At 71.7% G+C, this 25,764-nt stretch carries 21 protein-coding genes; 8 read left to right on the forward strand and 13 right to left on the reverse strand.

What is annotated here, in order from left to right; all coding sequences use genetic code 11:
- Positions 1-786, forward strand: coding sequence for a hypothetical protein (locus SCNRRL3882_RS26745; protein WP_010046680.1), 786 nt, complete (start codon positions 1-3; stop codon positions 784-786).
- A gap of 77 nt (positions 787-863) precedes the next feature.
- Here SCNRRL3882_RS26745 and SCNRRL3882_RS26750 read toward each other — a convergent pair whose 3' ends face one another.
- A complete protein-coding gene (locus tag SCNRRL3882_RS26750) occupies positions 864-4,175 on the reverse strand; it encodes a S8 family serine peptidase (protein ID WP_010046679.1) in 3,312 nt (1,103 codons plus the stop codon).
- A gap of 219 nt (positions 4,176-4,394) precedes the next feature.
- On the opposite strand from SCNRRL3882_RS26750, the gene SCNRRL3882_RS26755 reads away from it, so the two are divergent.
- From SCNRRL3882_RS26755 to SCNRRL3882_RS26765, 3 genes are all read left to right on the forward strand, one after another.
- Entirely contained in the window at positions 4,395-4,862 is a 468-nt protein-coding gene (locus SCNRRL3882_RS26755; RefSeq protein ID WP_231911176.1) for an NUDIX hydrolase, read from the forward strand.
- Between the two features lie 231 nt (positions 4,863-5,093).
- The gene (locus SCNRRL3882_RS26760; RefSeq protein WP_010046675.1) at positions 5,094-6,848 is read left to right on the forward strand and encodes a TIGR03767 family metallophosphoesterase; all 1,755 of its coding nucleotides are present in this window, start codon (positions 5,094-5,096) and stop codon (positions 6,846-6,848) included.
- A 92-nt stretch (positions 6,849-6,940) separates the two neighbouring features.
- Positions 6,941-8,083, forward strand: coding sequence for a serine hydrolase domain-containing protein (locus SCNRRL3882_RS26765; RefSeq protein ID WP_010046672.1), 1,143 nt, complete (start codon positions 6,941-6,943; stop codon positions 8,081-8,083).
- A gap of 79 nt (positions 8,084-8,162) precedes the next feature.
- Here SCNRRL3882_RS26765 and SCNRRL3882_RS26770 read toward each other — a convergent pair whose 3' ends face one another.
- Both SCNRRL3882_RS26770 and pepN read right to left on the reverse strand, forming a co-directional pair.
- Entirely contained in the window at positions 8,163-9,203 is a 1,041-nt protein-coding gene (locus SCNRRL3882_RS26770; protein ID WP_010046668.1) for a hypothetical protein, read from the reverse strand.
- A 196-nt stretch (positions 9,204-9,399) separates the two neighbouring features.
- Positions 9,400-11,979 carry an aminopeptidase N gene (gene pepN, locus SCNRRL3882_RS26775; RefSeq protein ID WP_010046666.1) on the reverse strand — a complete coding sequence of 860 codons (2,580 nt, stop codon included), beginning with the start codon at positions 11,977-11,979 and terminating at the stop codon, positions 9,400-9,402.
- A 137-nt stretch (positions 11,980-12,116) separates the two neighbouring features.
- Here pepN and SCNRRL3882_RS26780 point away from each other — a divergent pair, with 137 nt between their 5' ends.
- A complete protein-coding gene (locus SCNRRL3882_RS26780; RefSeq protein ID WP_010046664.1) occupies positions 12,117-12,755 on the forward strand; it encodes a DsbA family protein in 639 nt (212 codons plus the stop codon).
- A 3-nt stretch (positions 12,756-12,758) separates the two neighbouring features.
- On the opposite strand, the gene SCNRRL3882_RS26785 is transcribed toward SCNRRL3882_RS26780, so the two are convergent.
- Genes SCNRRL3882_RS26785 through SCNRRL3882_RS26830 form a run of 10 tightly spaced genes read right to left on the reverse strand, consistent with a single transcriptional unit; the run spans position 12,759 to position 22,643 of the window.
- Complete coding sequence (locus SCNRRL3882_RS26785) at positions 12,759-12,980, reverse strand: hypothetical protein (protein ID WP_010046662.1); 222 nt, start codon at positions 12,978-12,980, stop codon at positions 12,759-12,761.
- A complete protein-coding gene (locus tag SCNRRL3882_RS26790) occupies positions 12,980-14,023 on the reverse strand; it encodes a glycerophosphodiester phosphodiesterase family protein (protein ID WP_010046660.1) in 1,044 nt (347 codons plus the stop codon). The genes SCNRRL3882_RS26785 and SCNRRL3882_RS26790 overlap by 1 nt, the downstream gene beginning before the upstream one ends.
- Positions 14,024-14,066: 43 nt before the next feature.
- Positions 14,067-15,491, reverse strand: a complete 1,425-nt coding sequence (locus SCNRRL3882_RS26795) for an FGGY-family carbohydrate kinase (protein ID WP_010046658.1) — start codon at positions 15,489-15,491, stop codon at positions 14,067-14,069.
- Between the two features lie 31 nt (positions 15,492-15,522).
- Positions 15,523-16,554: a 2-hydroxyacid dehydrogenase gene (locus SCNRRL3882_RS26800; protein WP_010046655.1), complete on the reverse strand. Its 1,032-nt coding sequence runs from the start codon at positions 16,552-16,554 to the stop codon at positions 15,523-15,525.
- A complete protein-coding gene (locus SCNRRL3882_RS26805; protein WP_010046653.1) occupies positions 16,551-17,636 on the reverse strand; it encodes an ABC transporter ATP-binding protein in 1,086 nt (361 codons plus the stop codon). Before SCNRRL3882_RS26805 ends, SCNRRL3882_RS26800 begins: the two co-directional genes overlap by 4 nt.
- Complete coding sequence (locus SCNRRL3882_RS26810) at positions 17,608-18,438, reverse strand: DeoR/GlpR family DNA-binding transcription regulator (RefSeq protein ID WP_029181642.1); 831 nt, start codon at positions 18,436-18,438, stop codon at positions 17,608-17,610. The genes SCNRRL3882_RS26805 and SCNRRL3882_RS26810 overlap by 29 nt, the downstream gene beginning before the upstream one ends.
- Positions 18,435-19,523: an ABC transporter ATP-binding protein gene (locus SCNRRL3882_RS26815; protein ID WP_010046650.1), complete on the reverse strand. Its 1,089-nt coding sequence runs from the start codon at positions 19,521-19,523 to the stop codon at positions 18,435-18,437. The genes SCNRRL3882_RS26810 and SCNRRL3882_RS26815 overlap by 4 nt, the downstream gene beginning before the upstream one ends.
- Positions 19,520-20,344, reverse strand: a complete 825-nt coding sequence (locus tag SCNRRL3882_RS26820) for a carbohydrate ABC transporter permease (protein WP_029181641.1) — start codon at positions 20,342-20,344, stop codon at positions 19,520-19,522. The genes SCNRRL3882_RS26815 and SCNRRL3882_RS26820 overlap by 4 nt, the downstream gene beginning before the upstream one ends.
- Entirely contained in the window at positions 20,341-21,219 is an 879-nt protein-coding gene (locus tag SCNRRL3882_RS26825) for a carbohydrate ABC transporter permease (protein ID WP_010046645.1), read from the reverse strand. Before SCNRRL3882_RS26825 ends, SCNRRL3882_RS26820 begins: the two co-directional genes overlap by 4 nt.
- Before the next feature lie 2 nt (positions 21,220-21,221).
- Positions 21,222-22,643, reverse strand: coding sequence for an ABC transporter substrate-binding protein (locus SCNRRL3882_RS26830; protein ID WP_010046642.1), 1,422 nt, complete (start codon positions 22,641-22,643; stop codon positions 21,222-21,224).
- A gap of 156 nt (positions 22,644-22,799) precedes the next feature.
- On the opposite strand from SCNRRL3882_RS26830, the gene SCNRRL3882_RS26835 reads away from it, so the two are divergent.
- Genes SCNRRL3882_RS26835 through SCNRRL3882_RS26845 form a run of 3 tightly spaced genes read left to right on the forward strand, consistent with a single transcriptional unit; the run spans position 22,800 to position 25,676 of the window.
- Positions 22,800-24,266 (forward strand): FGGY-family carbohydrate kinase, encoded by a 1,467-nt coding sequence (locus SCNRRL3882_RS26835; RefSeq protein ID WP_010046640.1) that lies wholly within the window; start codon positions 22,800-22,802, stop codon positions 24,264-24,266.
- The gene (locus tag SCNRRL3882_RS26840) at positions 24,263-24,886 is read left to right on the forward strand and encodes a histidine phosphatase family protein (protein ID WP_010046638.1); all 624 of its coding nucleotides are present in this window, start codon (positions 24,263-24,265) and stop codon (positions 24,884-24,886) included. The genes SCNRRL3882_RS26835 and SCNRRL3882_RS26840 overlap by 4 nt, the downstream gene beginning before the upstream one ends.
- 13 nt (positions 24,887-24,899) lie before the next feature.
- A complete protein-coding gene (locus SCNRRL3882_RS26845) occupies positions 24,900-25,676 on the forward strand; it encodes an SAM-dependent methyltransferase (RefSeq protein WP_029181640.1) in 777 nt (258 codons plus the stop codon).
- The last annotated feature ends 88 nt before the right edge of the window (positions 25,677-25,764 follow it).

Below are 25,764 nucleotides of genomic sequence, written 5' to 3' on the forward strand. Positions count from 1 at the left end.
GTGACCGCCCGGAACGACGACGACCGGCGCGACGCCGGTTACGACGGCATGGACGCGCTGATGGCAGCAGTCACCGACGAACCACTCCCGGAGGGCGCCGACCGGGACCCGACCTTCATGACGGCCCACCGAGCGGCCGCGGCGGATGTGGCGTTGCTGCGGTCACAGCTGCAGCTCCTGGGAGACACCCTGGCGCGCGACACGGAGGCGGTCGTCGACCCGTCGGTGAGGGGGCTGCCCGTGGGCCGGTCACGGGCGGACGGGGATCCGCCCGGGCGGCGGAACCGGCCCCGGCCCCGCGTCCTGGTCCTGCGCGGGCTCGCCGCTGCCGTGGCCGCCGCCGTCGTCGTGGGCATGGGGTGGCTCGTCGTGCAGGGCGGGTACGGGTCGGGGCAGGACTCGGCCGGGTCGACGGCCGACACCGCGGCCGGTCCGGCGCGCGGCGAGGCGGAGTCCAAGCCCGGCCACGCCGGTTACCTCGCCTGCGCCCGGCTCGTGGCCGAGGGCACCGTCGCGGAGGTCGAACCGGTCCCCGGCGCCCGCCAGGACCGCGTCACCCTCGACGTGGACCGCTACTACAAGCCCGCCAAGGGCCGGGACCGGATCGTCTTCCCCATGGACGAGGACGCCGGCCCCCGGCTGCGGCCGGGCGACCACGTCCTCGTCGGGATCACGCGCGGGCAGGCCCAGCCGGACCTGTGGAGCGTCGGCGAGAAGGAGATCGCCCCCCAGCGCGCCTGGATCACCGCCGCCCTGCCCGAGTCGGCGACCCTTCCCTGCGAGTGACCTGAGGACGGAAACAGCGAGGGCGGGCGCCCAGCCGGGACACCCGCCCTCCGATGCCGTACGACCGCTGAGGGCCGCTACGGCACGACCTTCTCGATCTTCACGCTGCCCACGCCCGCGGCCGTCCCGCGCGCGTTGACCAGCTGGACCTCGCCGAAGAACTCACGCCCCTCGGGCGCGGCCGCCGCGGCGGTGACGCTGCCCGAGACCGTCGCCGAGTCGCCCGTGCCGAGCTTCACCGGCGTCGACCCGTCGACGGTGACGCTGCCGAGGGAGGGGGCGAAGAACACGTCCTGGTAGTCGTACTCGGTCGTGCCGGCCGGCACCGAGTAGCCGACGACCTTGACGGTGTACGTGCCGGCGGCCGGCGAGGGCACGGAGACCGACTCCTCCGAGTCGCCGTCGGCGGAGCTGCCGACCTGCTTGCCGGCGGCGTCGTAGACCGCGAGGTCCAGGTCCGCGGCGGCGTCCGAGACGCGGCCGATGGCCACGTCCAGCGACTTCGCGCCCGCGGGCACCTCGACCGTGGTGGTCTGCGTCTCACCCTGCTTGATCGACGGCCGGGTCGTCTTCGACGAGCCGAGCGGACCGCCCACCAGCTTGCCGTCGATCGCGGCGAAGCCGTTCGTCACCTTCCAGGAGGCGGCGGCCGGGGTGCCGACCTTCGCCTCGTGCACGGTCACGGTCTCCGGGTCGAAGGCCGCGCCGAGCACGGCGACGTCCAGCTCGTAGGGGTTGTCGAGCAGCGGCGACGTACGGCGCGACTCGACCTCGATCTCCCACACGCCCGGCTGCGGGTCCGCGTAGGAACGCAGGTCGGGGCGGCAGGTGTTGGCCGGGTTGGAGTAGTTCGGGTAGCAGTTGATCGTCGACGTCGGGTCGGACGGGACGCCGTACGGGTGGATGGCGATGAACCGGGTCTGGCTCTTGTCCTTCAGCCCGCCCAGCGCGACCTCCAGCGTCTTCGCGCCCTCGGGGACGGTGACGTAGTAGTGCCGCGAGCTGTTGCGCTGCACCGAATCCGACGCGGAGAACGTGTACTTCAGCGGCGCCGCGACCACGACCGTGTTCAGGACCTGCTTGTCGATGCCCTCGGTCCTCGGGTCGTCGACCTCCAGGATCGCGCTCTTGATGCCCGCGGACTTCGGCGCGGCCTGGACCTTGACGGTGACGGGCTGGTTGAGCGGCAGCTTCACCTCGTCGGAGCCGACGATCCGGAACGTGCCGCCCGCGTTGTTCTCGAAGTGCAGCTCGTGCCGGATCGCCTTGTCGGCGCCGGACGTACGGGTGATGGTGACCTCGTACGTCTTCTTCTGGCCGGCCTTGAGGCCGCCCTCACGGTCGTACAGGCCCGTGCCGTAGCCGGGGGTCTTCAGGAACTGGTCGATCGCCGTGTCGACCGGCGCCTTGACCGTGTACGCGTGGGAGGTGGCGCCGTCGCGGATCGAGTCCCAGGCGTCCTCGATGTTCATCAGGCCCGCGCCCTCCTCGTACGCCTGCACACCCTTGATGTGGTCGGCGGTCGAGGTGAGGGCCGTGCGCAGGGTCGCCGGGGAGAGGTCGATGCCCTTGTGCTTCGCGGCCGACAGCAGCAGCGCGGCGGCACCGGCGGCCTGCGGGGAGGCCATCGAGGTGCCCTGGAGCATGGCGTAGCCGGCCGGCAGGGTGTAGCCCGCCTCGGCGACCGGGGCGCCCGGCATCCAGGTCTGGATGGTGTTGATCGCGGCACCCGGGGCGACCAGGGTCGGGGTGAAGCCGCCGTCCTCACGCGGGCCGCGCGAGGAGAACGGCATCAGCGCGTACTTCTTCTCCACGGCCGAGCCGTAGTTGGCGGCCCAGGTCTCCTTGGAGACGGACGCGCCGACCGAGATCACCTTGTCGGCCAGGGCCGGGTCGCCGATGGTGTTGGTGCCGGGGCCGGAGTTGCCCGCGGAGATCACCAGCTGGACGCCGTACTCGTCGATGAGGCGCGTGTACAGCTCGGCGCGCGCGTTGTTGCCGTCGTTCAGCGCCGGCAGGCCGCCGATGGACATGTTGACGATGTCGACGCCGCGCTTGGTGACGAGGTCGATCATGCCCTCGGTGAGCGCGACGTTGGTGCAGCCGCCGGACCAGGTGCAGGCGCGTGACGAGACCAGCTTGGCGCCCGGAGCCGCACCGTTCATCCTGCCGCCGAACAGGCCGTTCGCGGCGGTGATGCCGGCGACGTGCGTGCCGTGCTCGGACTCGATGACACCGATGTTGACGAAGTCGGACTTCTTCCCGACCCAGGAGCCGCCCAGCGGGTCCATCGGGACGTCCTTGCGGATCTCCACGACGAACGGCTGCCGCTCGGCGACGTCGGTCTTCGGGTCGTCGGTGCCGAAGTACCCGATCCGGTGGCCGTCCTTGTACGGCTTCATCGGGGCGTCGTCGCCGAAGTCGAAGTTGTTGTTCAGGTCGACCCGGACCGTGCCGGCCGCCGCGTCGTAGAGCACGCCCCAGGCGTCGGTGGTGTCACCGTCGCGGTTGGCGTCGCCCGCCGCGTCGCCGCCGGTGGTGTACGACTCCTTGAAGACGCTGACGGCGTACGAGCCCGCCGGTGCCTTCCACGACTGGCCCTGGTACGTGAAGGCCGGGCCGGACACGGCCGTCACCATCGGGCGCCAGGTGTTGTCGTTGTCGACGATCGGGTCCGTCGCCGTCACCCAGTCGACGATCTTCCGCTCGCCGGTCGTGGTCTTCTGGAGCGCCGGGTGGCCCAGGTCGACGCCGGAGTCCAGGATGCCGATGGTGATGCCGCGGCCGTCCGCCTTCGGGTTGTCCTCGACGAAGTCGACGGCGCCCGTCTCGAAGGACGGGTTGTACGGGTTCTCCGCGGGGGTCTTCTTCCCCGGCGCCGGATAGGTCCCCGCGGCGGCCTTGGCGCCCTTGGCCGCGTCCGCGGCCGGCGTCGGGTCGTCCAGCGGTATCTCCTCGCGCAGGTCGATGCCGTGCACCGAGGAGAGCTTGGCGGCGGCGGCGATGGCCGAGTCCGCCCGGGACGTCGGGACGGTGGCGCGGACGTAGCCCAGCTTGTCGTCGGCCCGGCCCACCGAGCCGCCCTTGACCGCGTCCAGCTGCCCGGCGACCTGCTCGGTCTGCCCGGGCGCGGTGGCGATCATCATCGTGACGGTCTTGTCGCCGTCGGCCTTGGCCTCGGCGAGCAGGTCCGCGTCGCCCGAACCGAGCTTGTCGTGCGCCGACTTGACGTCGCGGTCGGCCGGGGCGGACGCGCCCGGCTCGTCGGCGGCGAAGGCCAGGGGGACCGGCCCGGCCGCGGAGAGCGCCGCGACGAGACCGGCGGCCACGGCGACGCGCGCCACGCGTCTCCGGGCCGATATCAGGTCACGCTGGGGGGTGTTGGTCATCGGCATCCCTTGTAGGTAAAGGAACGAGCGGGAGCGACCGGAACCGATCGGCCCTGGTCGCGACCGTCCGGATCGCAGGCCCGGACGATCGCACAGCTTTACGCAAGGTGAGGTTCTTTGGGGAGGGTTGACCGAATCGAAATGGATGTATGGGGAAAACCCGCGATGCGTTTTGCGGGCATGAGTCCCGAAGGCGGCGAAATCGGTTAACGTCCCGGAGTGCGACAGAAGTTGAGGGTGGCGGCCTACGCCATATGCGTCCGTGACGGACAGATCCTGCTCGCCCGCTCCCCGGCTCCCGACGGCACCCCCGAGTGGGTCGTGCCCGGCGGCGGCATGGAGCACGGCGAGGACCCCTGCGACACCGTGCGGCGGGAGGTCGAGGAGGAGACCGGCTACCGCATCGAGGTCACCGGACTGCTCGGCGTGGACTCCTCCCGCCACACCTTCCGTGACGGCTTCGGACGCGCCGTCGACCACCACGGCGTCCGGTTGGTCTACGAGGGCCGGATCATCGGCGGCGAACTCCGCAACGAGGTGGGCGGGTCCACCGACCTCGCCGCCTGGCAGGACCTGGACGCGGTGCCCGGACTGGTCCGGGTGCGGATGGTCGACATCGCACTGCGCCTGTGGCGGGAGCGGCCGGCCACCGGACGGCTCGCCGACGTCCTGGAGGACGCCGAATAGGTGCACTGCCCCGGAAGGTGAACACCGCGTGACCGGCTCCGGGCCGTTCCAGGAGCGGCCGGGGACGCGCAGGGTAGTCCAAGATCCACGTACGGTGATCGGCGCTGCGCGTTGCCGCCCCGTTTACGCGCAGGTCATTCCCGGTGCCAACGATCCAGTACGAGCGGGATGTTCGCGTGCCGGACATCCCGCGACCACTGCCGACGCGTTCGCACTCGGGGAGAGAAGCGCATGTCGCGCACACGCTCAGTCGCCGGCTCCGGCCAGGGCATCCACCGTCGTTCCGTCCTCGCCGCCACCGGAGCGGTCGCCCTGTCCGCGGGCGTCGGCTACGCCCTGCGGCCCAGCGACAGCCAGGCCGCCACCGCCAAGGAGACCACCGAGGCCGTCGCCGCCTCTTCCCGCCGGGCACCGGCCGCGCCGCTGGCCCCCTACACCAAGGGCACGACCCTGGCGTCCGTGGCCACGCCGCGCGGCTCCGGCTACCGGCGCCTCGGCGACGGACCCGGCTGGCAGCGGGTCGTGCGCTCCGACCTGGCCGCGCCCAAGTCCGGCCGCGCCGGGCGCCGTACCGCGCTCGCGGCGTTCGTGCAGCTCACCGACCTGCACATCATCGACGCCCAGCACCCGCTGCGCCTGGAGTACCTGCGCTCGGCCGACATCCATGCCTGGCGGCCGCACGAGGCGCTGACCGTGCAGGGCGCGATCGCGCTCGTGGAGCGGATCAACGCGCTGCGCGGCGCCCCCGTCACCGGCGCCCCGCTGCACTTCGCCATGACCACCGGCGACAACACGGACAACAACGCCAAGTCCGAGCTGGAGTGGTTCCTGAAGGTCATGAGCGGCGGGCGCATCTCACCCAACTCCGGGGACCCGCGACGGTACGAGGGCGTCCAGAACAGCGGCCTCAAGCAGTACTGGCAGCCGGACGCCGCCGTCCGCGACACCGACAAGCAGGCCGGTTTCCCCCGCCTCGACGGTTTCCTCGAGGCCGCGATCCGCGAGGTGCGAAGCCCCGGCCTCAACCTGCCCTGGTACTCCACCGTCGGTAACCACGACTCCCTGCCGATGGGCTGCTACGCCTCGCACGGTGACTCCTACCTCACCGAACTCGCCGTCGGCGGCAAGAAGCTGATGGACGTGTCCGCGGCCGAGGCCCAGCGGCTCCAGACCCTCATCAAGAAGGCCCGGGACCCCGAGGGCGTCCGCTACGAGGACTTCCTGAAGTCCCACGCCCGCGCCATGCGCTCGGTCACCCCCGACGAGAGCCGCGCCCCCTTCACACCCGCCGAGTACCTCCAGGCGCACCTGGACCCGGCCTACCGCGGCGTCGGCCCGGCCGGCCACGGCTACTCCTCCGCCAACCTCGACGCGGGCACCCAGTACTACGCCTTCCGCATCTCCGACGACGTCATCGGCATCAGCCTGGACACCACCGACGCGGGCGGCCACTACGAGGGCTCGCTCGGCACGGCCCAGCTGAAGTGGCTCGACCGGACCCTGCGGGAGAACAAGGACTCCCACGCGGTGATCTTCAGCCATCACACCAGCAAGACGATGACGAACACCCGCCCGGACCCGGCCCGCCCCCACGAGCGCCGGCACAACGGCCAGGAGGTCCTCGCCCTCCTCGGCGGCCACCGCAACGTGCTCGCCTGGGTGAACGGCCACATCCACAAGAACGTCATCACCCCGCACTCCCTGTCCGGCGGCGGCTCCTTCTGGGAGATCTCCACGGCCTCCCACGTCGACTTCCCCCAGCTCGCCCGGGTCATCGAGCTGACCGACAACAAGGACGGCACGGTCTCCCTGTTCACCACGCTGGTGGAGTCCTCGGCCCCGCACCGCACGGACTTCTCCGACCTCTCCCAGACCGGCCTCGCGGCCCTCTACCGCGAGCTGTCCCTCAACGCCCCCGGCGCGAGCACGACCCTCGGCGGCGACCCGGAGGACCGCAACACCGAGCTGGTGCTGAAGAAGGGCTGATTCCCGCCCAACCCCGCCCGGGCCGGTCAACTCCGGCCCGGCGCCTCGGGTCCCACCCCCTGACACCGCTCGACGTGACGGGGGTACCTGACATGAACAGACGCACACGCACGATCCTGACGGCGGCGACGGCCGTGGCACTGTCGGCGGCCCTCGCGGGCCCCGCGGTCGCGGCCCCGCCCACCGGCGACCACGGCACGACCCGGCAGGCGGTGCGGGCCGCGGTCGCCGACGGCGTCCCGGGCGTGACCGTGCGGGTGCAGCAGGGGCACGGCACCTGGGCGGCCACCGCCGGGGTCGGCAACCTCGAGACGGGCACACCGCGTTCGACGCGCGACCGCTACCGCGTCGCCAGCATCTCCAAGACGTTCGTCGCCACCGTCGTCCTGCAACTGGAGGCGGAGGGGAGGCTGTCGCTGGACGACACTGTCGAGAAGTGGCTGCCGGGCGTTGTCCGGGGCAACGGCCACGACGGCCGTGAGATCACCCTCCGCCGGCTCCTGAACCACACCAGCGGCATCTTCGACTACCTCGAAGACGCCCGATTCCAGCGGACCTACATGACCGCGGACGGCTTCCTGAAGCACCGGTTCGACGAGGCGGAACCCGAGGAGCTGCTCGCCCACGCCCTGGCGAACGAGCCGTACTTCGCGCCCGGCACGTCGTTCGAGTACTCCAACACGAACTACCTCCTGGCCGCGCGGGTGATCGAGAAGGTCACGGGCAACGACGACTACGGCGACGAGATCGACCGGCGGATCATCGCCCCGCTGCACCTGACCTCCACCTCCGTCCCCACCACCCGGGTCACCCTGCCCCGGCCCAGCAGCCGCGCCTACTCCAAGCTGGCCAGGACGGACACCGGCCCGACGTACGACGTCACGGAACTGAACGCGCGTCTGGCCTACGGCTCGGGCCAGATGGTCTCCAGCTCGGCCGACCTGAACCGCTTCTACTCGGCCCTGCTCCGCGGCAGGCTGCTCCCGCCCGAGCAGCTGAAGGAGATGAAGACCACGGTCCCGTCCAGCCGGGAGACCAGCCGCTACGGTCTGGGGCTCGTCGACCGCGAGCTCAGCTGCGGCGTCCACGTCTGGGGCCACGACGGCGGCATCTTCGGCTGGAACTCGGACGCCGTGACGACGGAGGACGGCCGGCACTCCCTGGCCGTCAACTTCAACGGCGACTGGTCGGGCAGCACCGACGCGATCATCGAGGCGGAGTTCTGCGGAAAGTAGGGCTCCCGCCCACGAGGAGGGGCCGCCGGAAAACCCGGCGGCCCCTCCTCTCCCCTCCTGGCGCTGCCCCGGTCCCTCATTACCGGGGCAGCACCACGACATACGCGGCCGGTTCGCGGTCGGCCGCGGCCATCAGGGCCGTGCGGACCACCGTCGCCTGCTGCTCCGGGGAGTCGCGGAGCTTCCTGGGCGTGATGTGGACGACCGTGATGCCGAGGCGCTCCAGGTGCTCGCGCTTGCGGGCGTACTCGGACCACAGGGCGTCGTCGTCCTGCCGGGGCGCCCGGGTGTCCAGCTCCACCGCCACCGCCTGGTCGGGCCAGTACGCGTCCAGGCCGCCGAGGTAGGGGCCGCCGGGCAGGCGCAGGTCCACGTTCCAGACCGGGTCGGGCAGGCCGTACTCGCGCACCATCCGGTAGAGGCGGTCCTCCGCGATCACCCGGCCCTCGGCCAGCAGGGACTCCACCGCGTCCACCACGTGCGGGCGGCTCAGCAGCCGTGCCTGGTTCAGTTCCCGCACCACCGCCGCGGGCTCGCAGTGGGCGCCGCGCACCGCCTCCGTCATCAGCCGGCGCACGGTGCCGGCGTCCGAGAGGCCCGCCACCGCGTCGGCCAGCGCGCGGGCGACCGGGGCCACCGGCAGGCCCGTCACCTGCTCGGGGGCGGGCAGCGCGGTGCCGCGGACGATGCGCGCACAGCCCGTCGAGCGCAGCCGGCGCAACCGCGGGACCAGGACGTCGATCGCGTCCAGGGACGGCAGCGGGGGAGTGGAGGAGAAGCCGTGCAGCGTCAGGGCGGCCAGGCCGGTGATCATCGCTTCCGGGTAGGCGGACGCGTGCCCCTTCCCCGCGCCGGGCTGGGCGGGGACACCCGTGCCGCGCTCCCGCGCCGCGTACATCAGCACCGCGTGCAGCCGCTCCTCGCTGGTCGGCGGGCCCGGGTGGAGCAGGACGACGCCAGGGAGGAGCTGCTGCCAGGGTCCGCCGGGGCGGCACTGCTCGTTCGTCTCGGACGTCGGGACGCCGTGCGAGCGGAGCTGCGCGACCGTCATCACACGGAGCCGGCCGCGGCCGGACAGGTCGTGCAGGGGGCGGGGCGAGAGCGGGGTGTTGTGGGTCATGACCCGCAATTTCCCGTGCTTCGACCGCCCTTTAACCGCTGTTACAGGCCCGTCGACAAATACGGACAACCCATCACTAAAGGACGGGTGTTCGGATGCCGAAAGCCCCTGGTCCGTTCGGGTGCGGCCCAGGGGTTACGGCTCGCGGGGCACTCATCTCGTAACGATGACGGAACGCCCAAATCTCAGGCCAAAGCTACTGGTCAGAGCCCTCGTCGCACGCCTGCGCGCGCAGCGCCCGCGCCAGGTCGTCCCGGGCCTCCAGCACCAGCCGGCGCAGGGCCGGGGCCGCCTCCCGGTGGACCTCCAGCCACGCGTCCGTGGCGTCGAGGGTCGCCCGGGACTGCTGGAGCGAGGGGAACATGCCCTGCACCACGTGCATCCCGATCTGGATCGACCGCTCGGCCCACACCCGCTCGATCGCCGCGAAGTACTTCTCCGCGTACGGCGCGAGCAACTCCCGCTGCGAGCCCTGGGAGAAGCCCGCGATGGTCGCCTCGACCATGGCGTTGGACAGCGCGTCCGACTCCACGACCTGCGCCCACGCCTGCGCCTTGACCGCCTCGGACGGCCGGGCGGCCAGGCAGCGCACCTGGTGGCGCTTGCCGGAGGCCGTGTCGTCCCGGGCCAGCTCCTCGGCCAGCACCTTCTCGTCCACCACCCCGTGCGCGGCCAGCGGCTCCAGGAACACCCACCGCAGCTCCTGGTCCAGGTCGAGGCCCTCGACCGACGCCGTGCCCGCCAGCAGGTCGCCCAGCAGCTCGAAGTCGGCCTCGGTGGCGGCGGTCCGGGCGAAGAAGCGCGCCCACGCGAGCTGGTGCTCGCTGCCGGCCTCGGCCGCGTACAGCTCGCGCCGCGCGCCCTCGGCGAGGAGACGGGCGGTCGTCTCCCGCCGGGCGGGCGCCGCATAGTGCGTGACCGCCCACTCGGCCCACCCGTGCAGCATCTGCACCACGCCGATCTCGGACTCGCTTCCTGCGAACCGCAGCACCAGGTCCACGAAGTCACTCGCCGGGAGCAGCGCGTCCCGCGTCATGTTCCACAGCGCCGACCAGCACAGGGCGCGCGCCAGCGGATCGGTCACCGATCCCAGGTGCTCGCGCAGCGTCGCCAGCGAGGTCTCGTCGAAGCGGATCTTGCAGTACGTCAGGTCGTCGTCGTTGACCAGGACCAGGTCGGGCGCCTCGGCGCCGGACAGGTCCGCCACGACCGTGCGCGGGCCGTCGACGTCCACCTCGGCGCGCGCGTACCGCTCGACCGCCCCGCCGTTCGTCGCCCGGTACAGGCCCACCGCCACCCGGTGCGTGCGCAGTTCAGGATGGGACTCGGCCGCCTCCTGCACCACCGCCAGCTCCTCGACGCGGCCCTGCGGGTCCAGCAGCAGCTGCGGGGTCAGTGAGTTCACCCCGGCCGTCTGGAGCCAGGACCGCGCCCAGGCGCTCATGTCCCGGCCGCTGGTCTCCTCCAGCACCGACAGCAGGTCGCCGAGGCGTGTGTTGCCGTACGCGTGCCGCTTGAAGTAGCGCCGGGCGCCCTCCAGGAACGCGTCCTGGCCGACGTACGCCACGAGCTGCTTCAGCACCGAGGCGCCCTTGGCGTACGTGATGCCGTCGAAGTTCAGCTTGGCGTCCTGGAGGTCGCGGATGTCCGCCGTGATCGGGTGCGTGGAGGGCAGCTGGTCGGCCCGGTAGGCCCACGACTTGCGGCGGTTGGCGAAGGTGACCCAGCCGTTGACGAAGCGGGTCGCGCCGACCAGTGAGAACTCGCCCATGAAGTCCGCGAACGACTCCTTCAGCCACAGGTCGTCCCACCACTCCATGGTGACCAGGTCGCCGAACCACATGTGCGCCATCTCGTGCAGGACGACGTTGGCCCGGCCCTCGTAGGACGCCTGCGTCACCTTGCCCCGGAAGATGAACTCCTCCCGGAACGTCACCAGACCCGGGTTCTCCATCGCGCCCAGGTTGTACTCGGGCACGAACGCCTGGTCGTACTTCCCGAACGGGTACGGGTAGTCGAAGTGGTCGTGGAAGAAGTCCAGGCCCTGCTTGGTGACCAGGAAGACGTCCTCGGAGTCGAAGTGGGGCGCGAGGCCCTTGCGGCACAGCGCCCCGAGGGGGATCTCCAGCGTCGTGCCGTCCGCGAACGTACGGGAGTAGGTGTCCGTCACGTAGTGGTACGGGCCCGCCACGACACACGTGATGTACGTCGAGATCGGTTTGGTCTCGGCGAACCGCCACACCCCGTCGGCCCGTTCGCCCACCCCGTTGCTCCACACCGTCCAGCCCTCCGGCGCCCGCACCTCGAAGCGGAACGGCGCCTTCAGGTCGGGCTGTTCGAAGCCCGCGAAGACCCGGCGGGAGTCGGCCGGCTCGTACTGCGTGTACAGGTACACCTCGCCGTCCTCCGGGTCGACGAAGCGGTGCAGTCCCTCGCCGGTGCGGGAGTAGGCGCACTGCGCGTCGACGACCAGCTCGTTGTCGGCGGCCAGGTCCTCCAGTGTGATCCGCGAGCCGTCGAAGACCTCGCCGGGGTCCAGATCGCGGCCGTTGAGTGAGATGGACGTCACACTCGGCGCGATCAGATCGGCGAAGCTGCTCGCACCGGGCTCGTTGCAGCGGAAGCGGACCGTGGTGACCGAGCGGAACGTGCGGGGCCCGTCGCCCGCGTCCTCACCGACCGCGGACCGCAGGTCGAGGGACACCTCGTACCCGTCGACGCCGATCAGGGCGGCCCGCTCCCGGGCCTCGTCGCGGGACAGATTCTCACCGGGCACGGGCGGAACTCCTCAAGCGTCGTCGGATACGGCTGAACAGCACCGATCCTGCCACGGGCCCCTGACGCGAGGCAGCCGGGAATGACCGGGGCGAGCGGTGGCGTTGCCGGAAAAACGGTTTCCTCATGAGGAGAGACATGTCGGACAAGACCCCCGTCGACTTCTGGTTCGACCCGCTGTGTCCCTGGGCGTGGATGACCTCCCGTTGGGTGCTGGAGGTGGAGAAGGTCCGGGACATCGAGGTCCGCTGGCACCTCATGAGCCTCGCCGTGCTCAACGAGGACAAGCTCGACGAGCTGCCCGCCGAGTACCGCGAGCTGCTCGAGACCAAGGCGTGGGGTCCGGTTAGGGTCGTCATCGCGGCACAGCAGGAGCACGGCGCCGAGGTGCTGGGCGACCTCTACACCGCCCTCGGCACCCGCATCCACAACCAGGGCGAGGGCCCCGGCAAGGAGACGGTCGCCGCCGCCCTGAAGGACGTCGGCCTGCCCGAGTCCCTCATGGAGCACTGGGACGGCACCCGCTACGAGCCCGAGCTGCGCGCCTCCCACAAGGAGGGCATCGACAAGGTCGGCCAGGAGGTAGGCACCCCGGTCATCGCCGTGCCCGGCGCCGACGGCGAGCAGCTCGCCTTCTTCGGCCCGGTCGTCACCCCGGCACCCAAGGGCGAGGAGGCCGCCCGCCTCTGGGACGGCACCCTCGCCGTGGCCTCGGTCCCCGGCTTCTACGAGATCAAGCGCACCCGCACCAAGGGGCCGGACTTCTCCAACCTGTAAGCCTCACGCCGAGGTGTCGGCTCCCGGGTTCTGCAGTTCCTCCGGGAGCCGGCCCCCGCCGGTCTGATGGCCCCAGGGCTGATACCACCGGCAGCCCGGGGCGGTGCAGCGCCACAGGTCGGTGCGGTGCGTCCCGAGCGCCTTTCTCTCCTCGGGTTTGAGCGGCGTGAACACCTGCGTACCGCTGCCGCCACAGGTCGGGCAGTGCTTGTCCTTGAAGAACATCAGCCCCTCCTCGCGATCACCGCCAAGTCCGGGAAGTCGGTTACGACCGCATCGACCCCCATGCGGTAGTACAGCGCGTATTCGGCGAACGCGTCCCCGAAATCGGTGTTTCCGGTGCCGCGCCGGAATTCCGCCGGCAGGAACTGGTTCTCCGCCCGGAAGGTGTACGGCCCCACGCGCAGGCCCGCCGCGTGGGCGTCCGCGAGGAGTGACGTGCCGGCGAGCGACGACTTGTCCGGCCCGATCCAGTCCGCGTACTCCGCGATCCGGGCCAGGCCCGCCGGCGTCATCATGTCCCGGTAGGTCGTCGGATCACCGGACGAGGCCAGGTCGTACGGACCGCCCGACGTCCCCAGCGCCTGCCACAGCGGTACGCCCAGGCCTGTCATGCGCTTCAGGCTCGTCGGCTCGAAGGACTGCACGACGCACTCGCGCGGGCCGAGCCGGCCCCGGCGGATCGCGGCCGCCAGCTTCGGCTCCAGCGGCAGGCCGATGGACCGGAAGTACGTCGGGTGCTTGGTCTCCGGGAAGACGGCGATCGTCCGGCCGTGCCGCTTCGACAGCTTCCGCGCCAGATCGACGACCTCCTGGAAGGTCATGACCTCCTCGCGCCCGTCGAAGACCGTGTTGCGGTTGCGGACCTGCGGCAGCCGCTCCACCGCCCGCAGCGTCTTCAGTTCGGCGAGGGTGAAGTCCTCCGTGAACCACCCGGTCACGGACCGGCCGTCGACCGTCTTCGTCGTGCGGCGGCCGGCGAACTCCGGGTGGCGGGCCACGTCGGTGGTCTGGGAGATCTCGTTCTCGTGCCGGACCACCAGCACATGGTCCTTGGTCGGCACCAGGTCCGGTTCGATCCAGTCGGCGCCCGTCTGCACGGCGTACGTGTACGAGGCGGCCGTGTGCTCGGGGCGCCAGCCGGCCGCGCCGCGGTGGCCGATGACCAGCGGGCCCGTGCGGGGTTCGGCCGCCGCGGGGACGGCCGTGGTGGCCGTGGCCGTCCCCGCGGCGGCCGCGAGCAGGAGGGATCTCCGTCCGAGCTGCATACAAGTCCCCTTCGTTCCGGGAGAGATCGACGCGTGGAGGGATTCACGTACGTGCCCGGGCCCGCGCCTGCGTGAGCCGGACCAGGTGCTCCTCGTAGCCCTTCGTGTAGTACGCGGCCCGGCCCGGGTCCGGCTCGACGACCTGCGTCGGCCGGGTCCACACCCGCGCGTCCAGCGGCATCCCGTACCGCTCGGCCGCCGCGAGGACCGCGCCCCGGGCACCCACCTCGCCCTCGACGACCCGCAGCGGCCGGCCGAGCACATCGGCGAGCAGCCGCATCCAGGCGGGGCTGCGGGTGCCGCCGCCGCAGACGGCCAGCTTCCCGTCGAGGCCCGCCGCCTCCAGGCAGTGCCGGGCGGCGTAGCCGATGCCCTCGCAGGTGGCGCGGACCAGATCGCCCCGGGTCGACTCCAGACAGACGCCGGTCAGTTCGGCGCGCAGCCGTGGCTCGACGAAGGGGGCGCGTTCGCCGGAGGGCGCGAAGTACGGCAGCACGCGGACGCCGTTCGCACCCGGCGGGGTCTGCGCCAGCAGGGCGTCCACCTCGTCGTGCCGCACGCCCGTCGTCGACAGCACCCAGTCCAGGGCCGCCGTGCCGACCATCGCGGGCATGGCACGCAGCCAGTGCCCGGGCCGGTCGGTGGAGATGTACAGGCCCGCGGGCTCGCCCGTCAGATCCAGCTCGGTCGTGGCGACCAGGCTGGCCAGACAGGTGCCGACGATCAGCAGACCGTCCCCCGGGGCCGTCACCCCGGCGCCCAGCGCGCAGGCCGGCAGATCGTACGGGCCGTTGGCGATCCGGGTGCCGGACGGCAGACCCTCGCCCCGCGCCTCGGCCGTCGCGACCGGGTCGCTGACGGGGGCCAACAGACGGCGCCGGTGCGTGAGCCCCAGCAGCTCCACGACCCGGTTGTCGTACGTCCGGGTGCGCGGGTCCAGGAACGGCATCGAGGCGTCCGACACATCGGTCGCCGGGCCCGCCCCCGTCAGCCGCTGGAACACCATGTCCTTGCAGTACAGGGCGGCCTGCGCGGCATCCAGCGCCTCCGGTTCGTTGCTGTCCAGCCACGCCAGCAGCGGCCCCGGACAGCCCGGGAACATCGCGCTGCCCGTCCGCCGGAACACCTCCTCGAACGTACCGTCGGCCAGCCACCGGTCGACCAGTTCGTGCGCCCGCCCGTCCATCCAGGAGGCCGCCGCCCGCACGGGCCGTCCCTCCCCGTCGACCAGCCACACCCCGTCGCCCTGCCCGGTGAGCCCGGCGAGCTCGACCGGCCCCGGGGCCCGTCCTGTGACCTCGTCGAGCACGGCGACGACCGCCCCGTACACCTCGTCCATGTCCTGCTCGACGAACCCGCCGTGCAGTTTCAGCTCCACCGGGCGGGAGGACACGGCCAGTTCCCGCCCCGTGTCGTCGAAGGCCGCCGCCTTGACCATGGACGTGCCCACATCGATACCGACGTACATGCGGCTCCCCTCAAGGGTCCTCTCACGATCCTCAGGTCAGGCAGTGCGCGAGCGGCTCGCCGCGCACCCAGCGGCCCACCTCTTCGGCGGCGATCCGCGCCGCCTTCTCCGCCACCGCGCGCGACGCCCCGCCGAGGTGCGGGGTCAGCACGACGCGGTCGGTCAGCCCGAGAAGCCGCGACTGAGCGGGCAGCGGCTCCCGCTCGTAGGTGTCGAGCGCCGCCGCCGACACCTGCCCGCTCTCCAGCGCGTCGCACAGCGCGGCCTCGTCCAGCAGCGGACCCCGGGCCACGTTCACCACCACCGCGCCGGACGGCAGCAGCCCCAGCTCCCGGGCGCCGATCAGGCCCCGGGTCTCGGGAGTGAGCCGGGCGTGCAGGGTGATCACCCGGGAGCGGCGCAGGAGTTCGTCCAGCGAGGTCACGCGCAGTCCGTGGATCTCGCCGTGCACGTACGGGTCGTAGACCATCACCCGGGCCCCGAACGCGCACAGCACCCGCGCGACCCGGCTGCCGACGGCCCCGTATCCGACCAGTCCGACGGGCAGGTCCTCCAGCTCCAGACCGCTCTGCTCGTACGTGTAGTACGTCGCGCCCTCCCAGCTGCCCTGCCGGGCCAGCGGGCCGTGGGCCTGGGGGATGCGGCGCAGCGCGGCCAGCATCATGCCGACGGTGAACTCGGCGGTGGCGGCGGCGTTGCGGCCCGGCGCGAAGCACACCCGCACGTCACGCTGCTTGGCCGCCTCCAGGTTGACGTTCACCGGCCCGCCCCGGCAGACCACGACCAGCCTCAGATCCGGGCAGGCGGCGAGCACCTTCTCGGTGACCGGCCCCATCTGGGTGACCAGCACCTGCGCCCCGGCCAGCGCCTCGACCATCGCGTCCTCGGCGTCACTGGCCTCCTGCACCTCGGCGACCGGCCCGAACGGCTCCAGCGGCCAGCCGAGTTCCAGTTCCGTCACCCGGGCCCGCTCCACCTCGTGTTCCACCGCCCGTGTGATCAGCGACGGCAGGACGAAGTGGTCACCGGCGGCCACCACACGCACGCTGTTTCCGGCAGTCATCGCAGGGAGTCTCCCGTCTCGGCGTCGAAGACATGGGTGTGCTCGGGGTCGGCGGTGACCCCGACCCGCTCGTTGTGGGCGAGCCGCACCTCGGGGTCGGTGAGGACGACCAGGTGCCGTTCGACCCCGTCGAGGGAGAGGGTCGCCAGGCCCGACTCCAGGAGGGGTTCGTGGGCGACGACCCGGGCGGGCAGGCCGTCCTCGGCGGTGAGCCGGACGTCCTCCGGGCGGATCCCGACCACCACCTCCCGGCCCTCGTCCACCGGCACGGGCAGCGCGATCCGCACCGAGTCCGAGAGGCGGGCCCGGCCGTCGCCGTCGGCGATGCCGGGCAGCAGCGTGATCGCGGGCTCGCCGACGAAGTCCGCGACGAACACGTTGGCCGGGCTGTCGTAGATCTCGTAGGGGGTGCCGAGCTGCTGGATGACGCCGTCCTTCATCACGGCGATCCGGTCGGCGAGGGAGAGGGCCTCCTCCTGGTCGTGGGTGACCAGGATCGTGGTGTGGCCCAGGTCCTTCTGGATGCGCTTGAGTTCGCGGCGGGTGGTGTCCCGCTGGGCCGCGTCCAGATGGGACAGCGGCTCGTCGAGCAGCAGCACGTCCGGTTCGCGGATCAGGGCCCGGGCCAGGGAGACGCGCTGCTTCTGGCCGCTGGACAGAGCGGCCGGGCGGGCGTCGAGGAGGTCGGTCAGGCCGACCCGTTCGGCGATCTCCTTCACCTTGCGGTCGACGTCACCGCGTGCGGCCTTCCTCCGGGCCTTCAGCCCGAACGCCAGGTTCTCCGCGACCGACAGCGGCGGATACAGCGCGTAGTTCTCGAACGCGACCCCGATGTTCCGCTGCTGCGCCGGCCGCTCGACCACCGACGCCCCGCCGACGAGGATGTCCCCGCCGGTGACGGACTCCAGCCCGGCGATCATGCGCAGGGTCGTCGACTTGCCGCAGCCGGACGGCCCGAGCAGCCCGAGCAGCTCCCCGGACCGGAGGTTCAGGTCGATCCCGCGGACGGCGTCCACCGAGGGCCGCCCCCGAGACCGGTAGGTCTTCCGCAGCTCACGTAGCTCCAGTCCCGTTCCCGTCATGGTCGCCCTTCGTGCCGCAAACCTCGTAACGGACCTTGTGTTCGTCCAGATCCCGCAGTGCCTCCGGCGACGCCCCGTCGTCCACGAGGACCGTGTCGAAGCGGGACAGCGGGACGACCCGGTGCAGGGCGACCCGGCCGAGCTTGGTGTGGTCGATCAGCAGGACGTTCCGTGCCGCCGCGTCGAGCATCGCCCGCTTCACGGACACGATGTGCTGCTCCTGGTGGTAGGCGTACCCCCCGTGCACCGCCGACGTGGACGCGAAGCACACGTCCACCCGCAGCTGCTCGACCGCCTCCACGCAGGACACCCCGAGGAACGAGGAGTGCAGCGGGTCGTAGTCGCCGCCCAGCGCCATCAGGTGGATGCCCCGCTGGTCGGACAGGAGGTTGATCGCCTCCAGGAAGTTGGTGACGACCGTCAGGGGCGTGACCTCGCCCGTGCGCAGCCGCCGGGCTATCTCCAGGGTGGACGTGGAGTCGTCCAGCAGGATCGCCATGCCGGGCTCCACCATGCGCAGCGCGTGCTCGGCGACGGCGGCCTTCTCGGCCCGCATGGTCTTCAGCCGGTACTGCACGTTCGACTCGAAGACCCCCGACGGCTGCGCGGTCACCCCGCCCCGGAACTTCCGTACGATGCCTTGCCGTTCGAGTTCGTCCAGGTCCCGGTGGATGGTCATCAGGCTCACCCCGAACCGCTCGGCGAGCTCCGCCGCCGTCGCCGAGCCGTCGGCCAGCACCTGCTCGGCCATGGCGGCCTGCCGCGCCGCCGGCCCCTGCTGTCCACCACTGCTGCTGCTCATGACTGTGTCTCTATCCGTCGTCCCGGTCGCTCCGGCCGGTCGGCCTCGAACAGCAGCAGGTTCTCAGGCCGGACCGCGAGCCGTACCGGATCGTCCGGACGAAGGCGCGCCGCGTCCGCCCGGGGGGCCACCAGCGACACCCGCTGGTCCCCGGTCCCGAGCCGGACGGTGACCTCGACGGACCGGCCGAGCACCTCGGTGACGTACACGGTCCCGGTGAGCTCGTGCCCCTCGCCGCGCAGGACGATGTCCCGGGGCCGCAGCCCGACCAGGACCTCGGTGCCCGCCGGGGCCTGCGCCCGGACCGGCAGCAGCACCCCGCCGTCCGACCGCACACCGCTCTCCGTCACGACCCCCGGCAGCAGATTGATCCGGGGCCGCCCGAAGGCCCGCGCGACCTCCGTGTCGTACGGCCGGTACCAGATCTCCTCCCGCGTGCCCGTCTGCACGATCCGCCCCTGCCGGATGACCCCGATCCGGTCGCCGAGCGCCAGCGCCTCGACGGAGTCGTGGGTGACGTACAGGGTGGTGGTGTGCTGCACGGCCCCGATCGCCTTCAGCTCGGCCCGCATCTGCTGGCGCAGCTTGGCGTCCAGGTGGGAGAGCGGCTCGTCGAGGAGGAAGGCCCGGGCGGGGCGGACCAGCACCCGGCCGAGGGCGACGCGCTGCCGCTGCCCGTTGGACAGCTGGCCCACCGGCCGGTCCAGCAGCCCCGAGATCCCCAGCAGTTCGGCGATCGCGCCGATCCGCTGCCTGGCCTCGGCGGCGGGCAGCCGGTGCCGGGGCGAGCGCAGGGGGGAGGCGAGGTTGTCGTAGGCGGAGCGGTGCGGGTAGAGGGCGTAGCTCTCGAAGCACATCGCCACGCCCCGGTCGTACGGCTCCACACCCCGCATGTCCTTGCCGTCGAGCACGACGGTGCCCGCGTCGGGCTGTTCGAGTCCGGCGATGGTCTTGAGCGTCGTGGTCTTGCCCGCGCCGGACGGGCCCAGCAGGCAGAAGAACTCGCCCTCCCGCACCTCCAGTTCGAGCGCGTCGAGCGCGACGGTCCTCCCGTACGTCTTCCGTATCCCGCTCAGCGTGATCAAGACTTCACCGCCCCGAACGAAAGTCCCCGCACCAGATACCGCTGGATCGTCAGCGCCAGCAGCAGCGGCGGTACGACGGACACCAGCGCGGCGGCGGCCGTCAGGTTGTACTTGGGCCGGTCACCGCCGAGGAAGGACAGCGCGCCCACGGTCACCGTCTGGGCCTCGTTGGAGGTGAGGATCAGCGGGAAGACGAAGTTGTTCCAGGCGAAGATGAACGCCAGCAGCGACACGGCCGCGATGCCCGGCTTGACCAGTGGAAGGGCCACCTTGAAGAAGGCCTGCTTGCGGGTGTAGCCGTCCAGCAGGGCGGCCTGCTCCAGCTCGGGCGTCAGATCGGCGAAGTAGGACCGCATGATCCACACGATCAGCGGCAGGGTGACCAGTTGCAGCACCCACACCATGCCGACGTACGTGTCGAACAGCCCGAGCTTCTGGTACAGCACGAACAGCGGGATGATCACGGTCAGTTCAGGTGCGAAGCGGAACGACAGCAGCGTGAACATCAGGTTCTCCGAGCCCTTGAACCGCCACCGCGCCGAGGCGTACGCCGCCGGCAGCCCCACCACCAGCGACAGCACGACCGCCCCCACCGACACCACCAGGCTGTTGACGAAGAACCGCACGAACGGGATGCCCTCGCTGTCGCCGAGGACCGTCCGGTAGCCGTCCAGCGTCGGGGAGAAGGAGAAGTACGTGCTGAAGAGCTGGTCGGTGGGTTTCAGGGAGAGGATCACCATCCAGGCGATCGGGAACAGCGCGAAGACGAAGTAGAGGACGAGGGCGGCGTCGGCCAGCCACCCCAGCACGCGTTTCCTCACGTGGTCACCTCCGCGGCCCGGCGCTGGATCTTCCCCAGGTGCTTCACCAGCACCATCGCGGCCAGGTACACCACGGCCCACAGCACGATCGTGTAGGAGATCCCGAAGGAGTAGCGCTGGAAGCGGATCGCTTCCAGGTACGCCCGGATCTGCAGGACGACGGTCGAGTCACCGGGCCCGCCCTCCGTCAGGGCGTAGATGATGTCGAACACCTTCAGCGAGTCCATGAACCGGAAGATCACCGCCACCAGCACGTACGGCCACAGCATCGGCAGCGTCAGCCGCCGGAAGGTGTACCACCACCCCGCGCCGTCCACGGCCGCCGCCTCGAAGGGGGAGGTGGGCAGCGACCGCAGACCGGCCAGGGCGAGGATCGCCACGAACGGCGTGTAGACCCACACGTCCACGGCGATCGACGACAGCAGGGCGCCCGTCGGAGTGTCGGTCCACTGCACTCCGCCCAGCCCGAAGGGCCTCAGCAGGTGGTTGACCACGCCCACCGAGGGCTGGAGCATCAGCTTCCAGATGATCGCCGCGATCACCGGGGCGATCATCAGCGGCAGGATCAGGATCTTCTCCAGCACACGGCCCACCAGGGTCGAGCGGTGCAGCAGCAGGGCGACGGCCACCCCGAGCACCGTCTCGGCGAGGGCCGCCCCGACCGCGTACAGCACCGTCACCCACGCCGAGTTCCAGAACGCCTCCTGCGTGAAGACGGCTCTGTAGTTCTCGAACCGCACCATGTCGGGTTGCGGTTTGCTCGCCGAGAAGTCGAACAGCGTGTAGTACAGGCCGAGCCCGAACGGGTAGAGGATCCCGCAGGTCAGCAGGAGTGCCGGCACGATCAGGAGGTACGGACGCAGCGCGAGCCGCATGACTAACCCACCTTGTCGGCGAGGTCGTCCGCCAGCCCGTCCAGGACGGACTTCGCGTCCTTGCCGCCGTAGATCTCCTGGAGGGCGGCGGCCCAGCTGGTCGTCGCGTCGAAGAACTGCGCCTGCGGAGTGAACTGGATCCTCGTCTGGTCGACGACCGTCTCGAAGGTCTCCAGGAAGCCCGGCAGATGCCGCATCTTGTCCTTGTACGCGGCGTCGTCGGCCACCGACTTGCGCACCGGGTCGATGTGGTTGTGCGTGATCGCGCCCTTGCGCAGGTGCTCCTTGCCGGTCGCCCACTGCAGGAACAGCCAACTGGCGCTCTTCTTCTTGCTCTTGGCGTTCATCCCGAGCGACCAGATCCACATGTTGGTGGCGAGCGACCCGTCCGGTCCCTTGGGCCCCGGGTGGAAGGCGATCTTCCCGGAGGCGGGACTCGCGCCCTTCACCGCCTGGAAGTAGGCGGCCGTGTCGGCGTCGAACAGCATCCCGGCCTTCTTCGCACCCAGGTCGCTGGAGCACTGGTACCAGGTGTACGACGTCCAGGACGGCGGCCCGCCCCGCTTGACCATGCCGGCCCAGTCCTCGGTGAAGGCGACGGCATCGGAGCTGTTCATGACGGGTGTGAGCTTTCCGCCGTCGACCCTGAAGTCCGTCAGCCCGTTGCGGGCGTACATCGTCATGAAGCCGGGATGGATGGTGGCCCAGCTCCTGGACCCGCGTACGGCGATCCCGTACATGCCGTCGAAGCCCGCGCCCGGCGCCCTCTGCTTGATGGTGCCGGCGAGTTCGGTCAGCTCCTCGAAGGTCTCGGCCGGCTTCAGGCCCAGCTTCTCGAACACCTCCGTGTTGTAGGCGACGACGTTCGTCTCCCAGCCCCACGGCAGCGCGTACTGCCCGCCCTGCCCCAGCGGCGCGCCCGCCTTCAGCGACCACTGGTCGGCCTGGAGCAGGTTCGGGAAGAAGTCCGCCTGGTCCCACTCGGCGCCCGTCGCCGAGGAGTTGCGCATCCAGGGCCCGAGGTCCTCCAGCCAGCCCGGCGGCCCGTACTGCCACACCATGTAGGCGCCCAGCATGAAGACGTCGTAGGAGGCGCGCCCGCTGGACAGGTCCACGGTGAGCTTGTCGAAGTAGTTGTCCTCCGGGAAGACGTCGTACTCGACCTTGATGCCGGTCTTCGCGGTGAAGGACTTCAGGTCGGCGATCAACGCGTCCGTGTACGGGTGCTTGTTGAGCAGGGCCTTGACGGTGGTGCCCTGCTCCCGCTTCCAGTCGAAGGAGCCGGTGACGTCGTCCGCGGCGGACCCGTCGCTCTTGCTGTCGTCCCCGCCGAAGCCGGTGCCGCAGGCCGTGAGCAGCGGGGCCGCGGCAGCCCCGGCGGCGAGCGCGAGGAAGCGCCGCCGGTCGTGCACGTGCGTGTCCATCCGTACCTCCACGTGGGGGCTGGTTAACACGTCGAGTCGACTCGTTAACAGAGGGTGGAACGGCTGAAGTTGGGCGTCAATCCCTCGCGCACGGGAAAATATCGGGGCACAGTGAGAAGTTCACAGATCCGGCTGCGACATCGTGGGAGGTTCCGGATGGCGGACGAGGGTGCGGGCTGGCTCGGCGTCGACCTGGGCACACAGAGCGTCCGCGTGCTGCTCGTCACCGCCGACGGCAGGGTCCTCGGCAGCGGCTCGGCCCCACTGAGCGGGCGGCGGGACGGGGTGCGGCACGAGCAGGACCCCGAGCGGTGGTGGTCGGCGCTGTGCACGGCGTCCCGGGCGGCACTCGGCTCCGCGCCCGGCGTGCCGGTCGGCGGCCTCGCGGTGTGCGGTACGTCCGGCACGGTCCTGCTGACGGACGGCTCGGGCCGCCCGGGTAGCCCCGCGCTGATGTACGACGACGGCCGTGCGGCGGCGGAGGCCGCTCGCGCCCGGGAGGCGGGTCTCGCGGTCCAGGACACCTGGGCGTTGCCGAAGGCGTTGTGGCTGCTGGGGGAGTACGGCCCCGGCCTCCGCCTCGCCCACCAGCCCGACCTCGTCGTCACCCGGCTGACCGGCGAACCGCCCCCGGCGGACTCCAGCCACGCCCTCAAGACCGGCTACGACCTGCACGGCGAGGCGTGGCCGGAGGCAGCCCTGGCCCGACTCGGCGTTCCCCCGGGCCTGTTGCCGGACGTCGTACGCCCCGGCACGCACCTCGGCGAGGTCAGCCCGACCGCCGCCGACGCCACCGGCATCCCCGCCGGCACCAAGGTGCTCGCCGGGATGACGGACGGCTGCGCGGCCCAGATCGCCTCGGGCGCGCTGCGCCCCGGCTCCTGGAACTCGGTCCTCGGCACGACCCTCGTGCTGAAGGGAGCGACCTGCGACCCGGTCCGGGACCCCACCGGCGTGGTCTACAACCACCGCGCCCCCGACGGCACCTGGCTGCCCGGCGGGGCGTCCAGCGTGGGCGCAGGAGCCCTCACGGCGCACTTCCCGGACGCCGACCCGGCCGCGATGGACGAGCGGGCCGCGGCCTTCGAGCCGTCCCGTGCGGTCGCGTACCCGCTGGTGTCACCGGGGGAGCGGTTCCCGTTCCGGGCGCCGGACGCGACCCCCCTCGTCCTCGGCGAACCCGAGGGCGACGCCGGTCTCTGGGCCGCGCTGCTCCAGGGCGTCGGCTTCGCGGAACGCCTGTGCCTGGACTACCTGCACCACCTCGGCGCCCCCCTCGACGGCCCGCTCACCTTCACCGGCGGCGGCGCGCGCAGCCGGTACTGGAACCAGCTCCGCGCCGACATCCTCGGCCGCCCGGCCCGCATCCCTGAACAGACGGAACCGGCCCTGGGAATGGCGGCGCTGGCCGCGTACGGGGCGTCGGGCGCGGGCGCGCTCGCGGACGTCACCGAGCGCATGGTCCGCGTCCGGACCGTCCTCGAACCCCGCCCCGACCGCACGGCGGCCTTCGCCGAGCCGTACGCCCGCCTCGTCGAGGCACTGCGGGAACGCGGCTGGCTGCCCGCCCCCGTCGCGGAACACGCCCTGACCCGGCTGCACGTGGACACTGGGGAGTCATGACCACCACCCTCCTGCTGGCCCGCCACGGGCAGACCGTCTGGCACGCCGAGAACCGGTACGCCGGCGTCACCGACATCGGCCTCACCGACACCGGCCGCGCCCAGGCCGAGGCCCTCGGCCGCTGGGCCGCCGCCCACCCCGTCGACGCGATCCGGACCTCCCCGCTGTCCCGGGCCGTCGCGACCGCCGAGCCCGCCTGCCGTGCCCTGGGCCTCACCTCACAGCTCGAACCGGACCTGCGCGAATGCGACTTCGGTGTGGTCGAGGGCCGCACGCTCGCCGAGTTCGAGACGGAGGACCCGGAGTGGGCCGCGGCCTACCGCGCCGACCCGGTGGCCCACTCCTTCCCCGGCGCCGAGGACCCGCTGTCCGCGGCGGCCCGGGGGACCCGTGCCCTGCGGGACATCGCCGCCGCCCACCCCGGCGGACGGGTCCTGGTCGTCGCCCACAACACCCTGCTGCGCCTGGTGCTGTGCACCCTGCTGTCGATCCCGGCCCGGGAGTACCGCAGGGTGTTCCCGCGGTTGCGGAACGCGGCGATCAGCGAACTGCGCATGAACCCCGACGGTTCCGCCGCACTCCTCTCACTCAATGTGCCGTGCGAGACGGACGGGACGTAGCACCATGGGCCCCATGACGGACATCGACACCTCGGTGCCGCACTCGGCCCGGATCTGGAACTACTGGCTGGGCGGCAAGGACAACTACCCGGTGGACGAGGCGGCAGGCGACGCCTACACCGCCGTCTTCCCCGGCATCGTCACCATCGCCCGCGGCAGCCGCGCCTTCCTCGGCCGCAGCATCCGCCACCTCGTCCGGGAGGCCGGCGTACGGCAGTTCCTCGACGTCGGCACCGGCCTGCCGACCGTCGACAACACGCACGAGGTGGCCCAGCGCCTGGCCCCCGAGTCGCGCGTGGTCTACGTCGACAACGACCCGCTGGTCCTGGCGCACGCCCGGGCCCTGCTCACCTCCACGCCCGAGGGCGCGACGGCGTACGAGCCCATCAGCCTCTTCGAGCCGGAGCACATCATCGAGGCCGCCGGCCGGACGCTGGACCTCACCCGTCCCACCGCGCTGATCCTCAGCGGCATCCTGGGCCACGTCGCCGACTACGACCGGGCCCGCGACCTCGTCCGCCGCCTGCTGGCACCCCTGCCCTCCGGCAGCTACCTCTCCCTCAACGAGGGCTCCCGCGGCACCGACCCCGCTTACGAACAGGCCCAGGACGCCTACAACGAGACCGGCGCCGTCCCCTACTTCCTGCGGCCGGTCGAGCAGATCGAGGGCTTCTTCGAGGGCCTGGAACTGGTGGCACCGGGCGTGGTCCCGGTCCCGCTCTGGCACCCCGAGCCGGGCGCTCCCACGGAGCCGATCGGCCAGCACGGCGGCCTGGGGCGCAAGCCGTAGCGCCGGGAGGCACGGAAGGCCCCCGCGAGTCATGTCCTCGCGGGGGCCTTCCTTCTGTCGCCTGCCGCCGTGAAGGGTGAGAAGACGA

Origin of the sequence: Streptomyces chartreusis NRRL 3882 (genome assembly GCF_900236475.1) — a bacterium.
GTDB classification, from domain to species: Bacteria; Actinomycetota; Actinomycetes; order Streptomycetales; family Streptomycetaceae; genus Streptomyces; species Streptomyces chartreusis_D.